Consider the following 5765-nt stretch of genomic DNA (forward strand, 5'->3'; position numbering starts at 1 on the left):
CCGATCCGCTCCCACAACTCATCCGACACGATCCACGGCGATGCCCCCACGAGCCGGACAACGCTCAACCCGCCCGTCAGACACGGCAACCAGCGTCAACAGATCTCATTCTGTTAGCTGTTGTAAGAGGTCATAATTTCGCCGTGCTCGAGGTACTGCGGATGAGCCTCAGCCCGGGCCGTGATTGCGCGCCGGACTCGGCGCGCCAGCCTTGGGATCAGGAGCTCGTCGACCGCGTCCACCGGGTGGAATTCTGCGGCGAGAAGCTCGTCAGGCGCGAGCTCGATCGCGCTCACCTGGTCCGACAGGAGCTCGCCACCGTCGAAGACGTACAGGACCTTGTCCCCCTCAGCCTCGTTCGGCGCCCAGTCCACGATCAGGAGGGGGCCGATCGTTGGCGTGATGCCCAGCTCTTCCTGGACCTCGCGCTTGCAGGCGGCGAGGGGCGACTCGCCCACTTCGATGTAGCCGCCGGGAATCTCCCACTTGGGCTTGTACGAGGGGCGGACCAGGAGCACGTCCCCTTGGTCGTTGAAGAAGAGCGCGCCTGCCGCCATCCGGGGGCGGGCCATGCGGAGCTCGTGCTCATTCTGGGTCTCGGTCATGGGGCGAGCGTACGGAAGGTCTCGCGTGCCGTGCCTGGCTCGTTGCCTGTCGTTGTGCTGGGCAGCGTGTGACACTCGACGCGACGTAGCCAGGGGAGGGCGACGATGCGCGGCATGACCGATCACTTCACGTTTGGCCAGCGCGTGGGGTACTACCGAAAGCGGCGGGAGCTGTCCCAACGGGAGCTCGGCGAGCTGCTGAGCCGGTCGGAGGACTGGGTCTACCGGGTGGAGTCCGACCGCATCCCGGTGAACAACGTCAAGATGCTGGCCGACCTGGCCGAGGCCCTGCGCGTCCCACTGGAGGACCTACAGGGGCGCCCCGCGCTCTTGGATGATCACGGGGACCACAAAGCCAGCGTCCCGGCGATTCGCACGGCCCTGATGCAGTCGCGTCGTCTGTCAGGCTCTCTGTTCGATCAGCGGCCGGTTCCCCGGCTCGAACGGGTGCACATGGAGGTCGGGAACGCCTGGGCGCTGTATCAGGGTTCCGAGTACGCCAACCTCGGCTCGAAGCTCCCCGCCCTGTTGGCCGACGCTCGCGTGGCCGTGCACAGCTACACGGCAGGGGCGGAAGGAGATCAGGCGCTTCGCGAGTACGCATTGGTTCTGCACCTTGCGGCCGTCTATCTCCGCAAGCTCGGTGAGACCAATCTGGCGTGGGTGGCCGTCGACCGCGGGGACGTCGCGGCCAGCGAACTGGGCGACCCCGCCGTCACTCTCGCCCTTCGCCGCGCTGTCGCCCACGTCCAGCTCGGCGCCGGCCGTCCCGAGGACGTACAGGACGCCGTCAACGTCACCCTTGACGCGGCGGCGGAGGTGTCCGAGCGCTGGTGGCAGTCATCACCGCAATCGCTGTCGGTCTACGGGACTCTGTTCCTCAACGGGGCCGTGGCGGCCGCACGGATGCGCGATACCTCGGTGGTCGACGAGATGCTCCAGAAGGCGCAGCAAGCGGCTGACCGGCTCGGCTCCGACGGTAACGAGATGTGGACCTCCTTCGGGCCGACCAATGTCGAGATTCACCGGCTGGCGACTGCGCTGGAGTTCGAGGACATCGGGGCGGCAGTCCGTATAGCGGATGGCGTGTCGGCCGTTGGACTGCCGAAGGAGCGCCGGGCACGGCTGCGTCTGGACGTGGCCAGAGCCTACGGCGAGGCAGGGCGTGTGGATGAGGCGGTGGACAACCTCAAGCGCGCTTTTCTGACGGCGCCGGAGCAGATACGCGCTCACGAGTTCGCCCGCGATCTCGCCCGCCGTCTGCACAAACGAACCCGTCGGCGTGACGTGAAGGAGCTGGCCATCAAGCTTGGAGCTGTCAAGTAGTCACTGCACTGGCCACGTTGACGCAAGACCCGGAATTTTTTTCCGGGTCGCACGTGCCTCTCGGCCCTACCTTCGCTGGCGTCACTTATCCGTGCTCTCGAAGGACGGTCGAGACCTATGAGTGGGGCCAGTACGGCTATCAGGTGCGGTGAGACACGCCGTGTACAACGCTGGACGACACACAGACGATCCGTCGGCCTGGCGCGCGATGAGCTGCGCGCGGCACTGGCGGAGTGGGGACTGACCAGGATCGAGGAGCCGGCCGTGCTGGTTCTCTCGGAGCTGGTCACGAACGCGATCGAGCACGCCTACGTGCGGGGCCGGGACATCGAGACCTTGTTCTGCCGTGGCCCCGAGGGTGTGCGGATCGCCGTGGACGACGCCGATGAACGCCACCACCCGCAGATGCGCCCCCAGGGGGAGGCGGGAGGCCGTGGCCTGGTCCTGGTCGAGGCGCTCTCGGAGCGGTGGGGTGTGACCGCCCGGCGGGGTGTGGGCAAGTCCGTCTGGGCCGTGATCACGGTGCCGGGTGGGAGGTGGCTGTGATGCGTCTGCTGGCGTACATGCTGCGGAGCGGCGACGTGGTCGACGACGGCCGCGACCGGCGGGAAGTGAAATCGGTCCGCGAGCGCGGGCGTGACGTCATCGTCGTGTTCAAGGGCGGGGACCCGTTGCGCGTCGGGCGCGACGCCCAGGTGACGGTTCAGCGCGGCTGGGGAAAGCCCCGGCGGGAGGCCCGCTGATGAACGATTGGACTGACGACCAGGGGCCCCAACCGCTGACCGCGGGGCAGGATCTGCCGTACCACGTCGCGGAATGCCGGGCGTGCCAGACCTCCACGCCGGCGCTCTCCGGCGATGTTGCGGAGCAGTGGGCGATCGGTCACGAACAGGTGACCGGACACCGGGACTTCAGGATCGCGGCGATTCACTACTTCCGCGTTCCCTCCTCGAACAGGACCGGTCCGGACCAGGCGGAAGACGTCGACTGAACGACGGTTCCGCCTCCTCGACCCCTTCGACGCGACCGCCTATGAGCGGTATCCGTCCCTGCCGACTCACGGGCGGAACGGCTCACCGCGTCGGAGGAAAACAGCGGTCCGGTTCCCCAGCTCCCCTGGGGAACCGGGCCGCACCACAAAACAGCAGAGCCGGACCACCCCTCTTCCTTGGCAGGCGCGGGGTGGTCCGGCAGGGATCATGCGTGACCCCGGTGCCGATGGTACCGGGGCTCTCGTCGTGCGTTGATGGCTTGCGCCCCTTTTCTTGATCCGTTATCAGCCAAGACTGAAGGGGTGGGGAGATGTCCGCGTCGGGTGAAGAGGCGTTCGAGGTGACGGGCTGCGAGTTCGACCCGGATGCCGTGCTCTGGGTGCGCGGCGTGGACTACGTGGGCGGCTGGCGCGACGCCCGGGACGCTGTGGAGGAGCTGAACGGCGCCCTTGCCGCCGCTGGCCTGGAGACGGTGGGCCTGGTGGGTTCGGCGCGGACGCGGGCGGATGGGTCGGGGGTGGTGCGGCTGCTGTGGCCGGCGGAGACCGTGCGCGCGGTGGCGGACCTCGTCCGGAGCGCGGGTGAGCTGCGGCGGGCCGGGTGAAGATCGGCGTGGCGTCTGCCGCGGTCGCTAAAACCGTGCGGGTGTTGTCAGTTGGGGCCGCTACTGTCGGGTGCCTCTCGCGATCAGGGGAGGTATGAGATGGAGCGCGACGAGCGCCAGGAGCTCGCCGTCACGATAGGTCTCCTGCTGTTGGTGGGCGGCGTGCTGCTGGGCGACGCCCTGTTCGGCCCGTGGCCCACTCTGGCGGTCGGGGTGACGTTCGTCTTGACCCACTACCTTGGGCCTCACGCCGCGCGGGAACTTGCTATACGGCGCTTCGCTCGACAGCTTCGCCGGTACCACTAACACTCCAGTCTGACCTTCGCAATTTTGCGATATTGGCGAGAACTCTGTCACCGGCCGCAAACGACACCCCGGGTTGGGCCACACAGATGGTGACATGCCCCAGAAGTAACACGGCAAAAGGCTGCTCACCTCCCCCCGGATTCCCGCCTCCACACGAGCAACGCATCCCTCGCTGCCGCAGTGTCGGGGTGTTCGTTGCCTAGGATCCGCTCACTGTCGGCGACCAACCGCTCGAGGAGGAGGATCGCATCGTTGGTCCGCCCCGCCTGCCAGTAGGAGGCGGCGAGATTGCCGCGGGCGGTGAGGGTGTCGGGATGTTCCTTGCCCAGGATCCGCTCACAGTCGGCGACCAACCGCTCTTCGATACTGATGGCCTCGTTGGTCCGCCCCGCCTGCCGGTAGGAGGCGGCGAGATTGCCGCGGGCGGTGAGGGTGTCGGGATGTTCCTTGCCCAGGATCCGCTCGCGGTCGGCGACCAACCGCTCTTCGATACTGATGGCCTCGTTGGTCCGCCCCGCCTGCCAGTAGGAGGCGGCGAGATTGCCGCGGGCGGTGAGGGTGTCGGGATGTTCCTTGCCCAGGATCCGCTCACTGTCGGCGACCAACCGCTCGAGGAGGAGGATCGCATCGTTGGTCCGCCCCGCTTGCCGGTAGGAGGCGGCGAGATTGCCGCGGGCGGTGAGGGTGTCGGGATGTTCTTCGCCCAGGATTCCCTCGCGGTCGGCGACCAACCGCTCTTCGATACTGATGGCCTCGTTGGTCCGCCCCGCCTGCCGGTAGGAGGCGGCGAGATTGCCGCGGGCGGAGAGGGTGTCGGGATGTTCCTTGCCCAGGATCCGCTCGCGGTCGGCGACCAACCGCTCAAGGAGGAGGATCGCATCGTTGGTCCGCCCCGCTTGCCGGTAGGAGGCGGCGAGATTGCCGCGGGCGGTGAGGGTGTCGGGATGTTCCTTGCCCAGGATCCGCTCGCGGTCGGCGACCAACCGCTCAAGGAGGAGGATCGCATCGTTGGTCCGCCCCGCTTGCCGGTAGGAGGCGGCGAGATTGCCGCGGGCGGAGAGGGTGGAGGGGTGTTCGTTGCCTAGGATCCGCTCACAGTCGGCGACCAACCGCTCCTCGATACTGATGGCCTCGTTGGTCCGCCCCGCCTCCTGATAGGAGGCGGCGAGGTTGCCGCGGGCGGAGAGGGTGGAGGGGTGTTCGTTGCCTAGGATCCGCTCACAGTCGGCGACCAACCGCTCCTCGATACTGATGGCCTCGTTGGTCCGCCCCGCCTGCTGATAGGAGGTGGCGAGATTGCCGCGGGCGGTGAGGGTGTCGGGGTGTTTGTTGCCCAGAATCCGCTCACAGTCGGCGACCACCCGCTCCTTGATGCTGATGGCCTCGTTGGTCCGCCCCGCCTGCTGATAGGAGGCGGCGAGATTGCCGCGGGCGGAGAGGGTGTCAGGATGGTCTTCGCCCAGGATCCCCTCGCTGTCGGCGGTCAAGTCCTGCCAGTAGGCGGTGGCGGAGGCGGTCAGGCCCGCGCTGAGGAGACTGTTGCCGGCGCGGTAGAGGACGGGGTGTCCGTCAGGGTGCCAGAGGTGGTCGAGAGTGTGGTCGGCGAGGGCGTCGGTGTTGGCGCGCAGGGTGGCGGCGAGGTCGGGGTGGGGCTGGTCGGGATTGGGCCAGGTGTGCAGGAGAGCATCACCGGCGATGGTGGCCAGGCGGGGGAGATCCGTATCGGGGGTGGTTTCCCGTACGGCACGGGCGGTGAGGGCGTGGATGCGTATGGCGCGGGGTTCTGCGCGGGTGTCGCAGGTGAGCAGGGCGTAGCGATGCAGGATGCGCAGGGCAGCGTGGGCCTGATCGGCGATGTCCTCCGGCGTCTGTCCGAGGGGGTCTTGTTGTTCGGTGGCGGGTGGGGTGTGGTGGGTGGTGAGGTAGTTGAGG

The 5765-nt window shown here is 67.8% G+C and carries 8 protein-coding genes; 6 read left to right on the forward strand and 2 right to left on the reverse strand.

Features of this window, described 5'->3' with window-relative positions; genetic code table 11:
- Positions 1-113 precede the first annotated feature (113 nt).
- Entirely contained in the window at positions 114-605 is a 492-nt protein-coding gene (locus K6I33_RS30610; protein ID WP_229357803.1) for an NUDIX hydrolase, read from the reverse strand.
- Positions 606-719: 114 nt separating this feature from the next.
- On the opposite strand from K6I33_RS30610, the gene K6I33_RS30615 reads away from it, so the two are divergent.
- The 6 genes from K6I33_RS30615 (at position 720) to K6I33_RS30640 (ending at position 3833) form a co-directional block, all read left to right on the forward strand.
- The gene (locus tag K6I33_RS30615) at positions 720-1931 is read left to right on the forward strand and encodes a helix-turn-helix transcriptional regulator (RefSeq protein WP_229357804.1); all 1212 of its coding nucleotides are present in this window, start codon (positions 720-722) and stop codon (positions 1929-1931) included.
- A gap of 117 nt (positions 1932-2048) precedes the next feature.
- On the forward strand, positions 2049-2477 hold the full coding sequence (locus tag K6I33_RS30620; protein WP_275126814.1) for an ATP-binding protein: 429 nt from the start codon (positions 2049-2051) through the stop codon (positions 2475-2477).
- On the forward strand, positions 2477-2674 hold the full coding sequence (locus K6I33_RS30625; RefSeq protein WP_229357805.1) for a hypothetical protein: 198 nt from the start codon (positions 2477-2479) through the stop codon (positions 2672-2674). The genes K6I33_RS30620 and K6I33_RS30625 overlap by 1 nt, the downstream gene beginning before the upstream one ends.
- The gene (locus tag K6I33_RS30630) at positions 2674-2922 is read left to right on the forward strand and encodes a hypothetical protein (protein ID WP_229357806.1); all 249 of its coding nucleotides are present in this window, start codon (positions 2674-2676) and stop codon (positions 2920-2922) included. Before K6I33_RS30625 ends, K6I33_RS30630 begins: the two co-directional genes overlap by 1 nt.
- Positions 2923-3233: 311 nt before the next feature.
- A complete protein-coding gene (locus K6I33_RS30635) occupies positions 3234-3527 on the forward strand; it encodes a hypothetical protein (RefSeq protein ID WP_229357807.1) in 294 nt (97 codons plus the stop codon).
- Between the two features lie 99 nt (positions 3528-3626).
- The gene (locus tag K6I33_RS30640) at positions 3627-3833 is read left to right on the forward strand and encodes a hypothetical protein (protein ID WP_229357808.1); all 207 of its coding nucleotides are present in this window, start codon (positions 3627-3629) and stop codon (positions 3831-3833) included.
- Positions 3834-3958: 125 nt separating this feature from the next.
- On the opposite strand, the gene K6I33_RS30645 is transcribed toward K6I33_RS30640, so the two are convergent.
- The coding region (locus K6I33_RS30645) for a tetratricopeptide repeat protein (protein WP_229357809.1) at positions 3959-5765 on the reverse strand (1807 nt) is incomplete at its 5' end.

Source organism: Streptomyces sp. UNOB3_S3 (assembly GCF_020740895.1).
GTDB lineage: Bacteria > Actinomycetota > Actinomycetes > Streptomycetales > Streptomycetaceae > Streptomyces.

Bases quoted from the DNA above. Each gene is read 5' to 3' on its own strand.
- K6I33_RS30630 (WP_229357806.1), top strand. From the start codon at position 2,674: ATGAACGATTGGACTGACGACCAGGGGCCCCAACCGCTGACCGCGGGG.
- K6I33_RS30640 (WP_229357808.1), top strand. From the start codon at position 3,627: ATGGAGCGCGACGAGCGCCAGGAGCTCGCCGTCACGATAGGTCTCCTG.
- K6I33_RS30610 (WP_229357803.1), bottom strand. From the start codon at position 605: ATGACCGAGACCCAGAATGAGCACGAGCTCCGCATGGCCCGCCCCCGG.
- K6I33_RS30625 (WP_229357805.1), top strand. From the start codon at position 2,477: ATGCGTCTGCTGGCGTACATGCTGCGGAGCGGCGACGTGGTCGACGAC.
- K6I33_RS30620 (WP_275126814.1), top strand. From the start codon at position 2,049: ATGAGTGGGGCCAGTACGGCTATCAGGTGCGGTGAGACACGCCGTGTA.
- K6I33_RS30635 (WP_229357807.1), top strand. From the start codon at position 3,234: ATGTCCGCGTCGGGTGAAGAGGCGTTCGAGGTGACGGGCTGCGAGTTC.
- K6I33_RS30615 (WP_229357804.1), top strand. From the start codon at position 720: ATGACCGATCACTTCACGTTTGGCCAGCGCGTGGGGTACTACCGAAAG.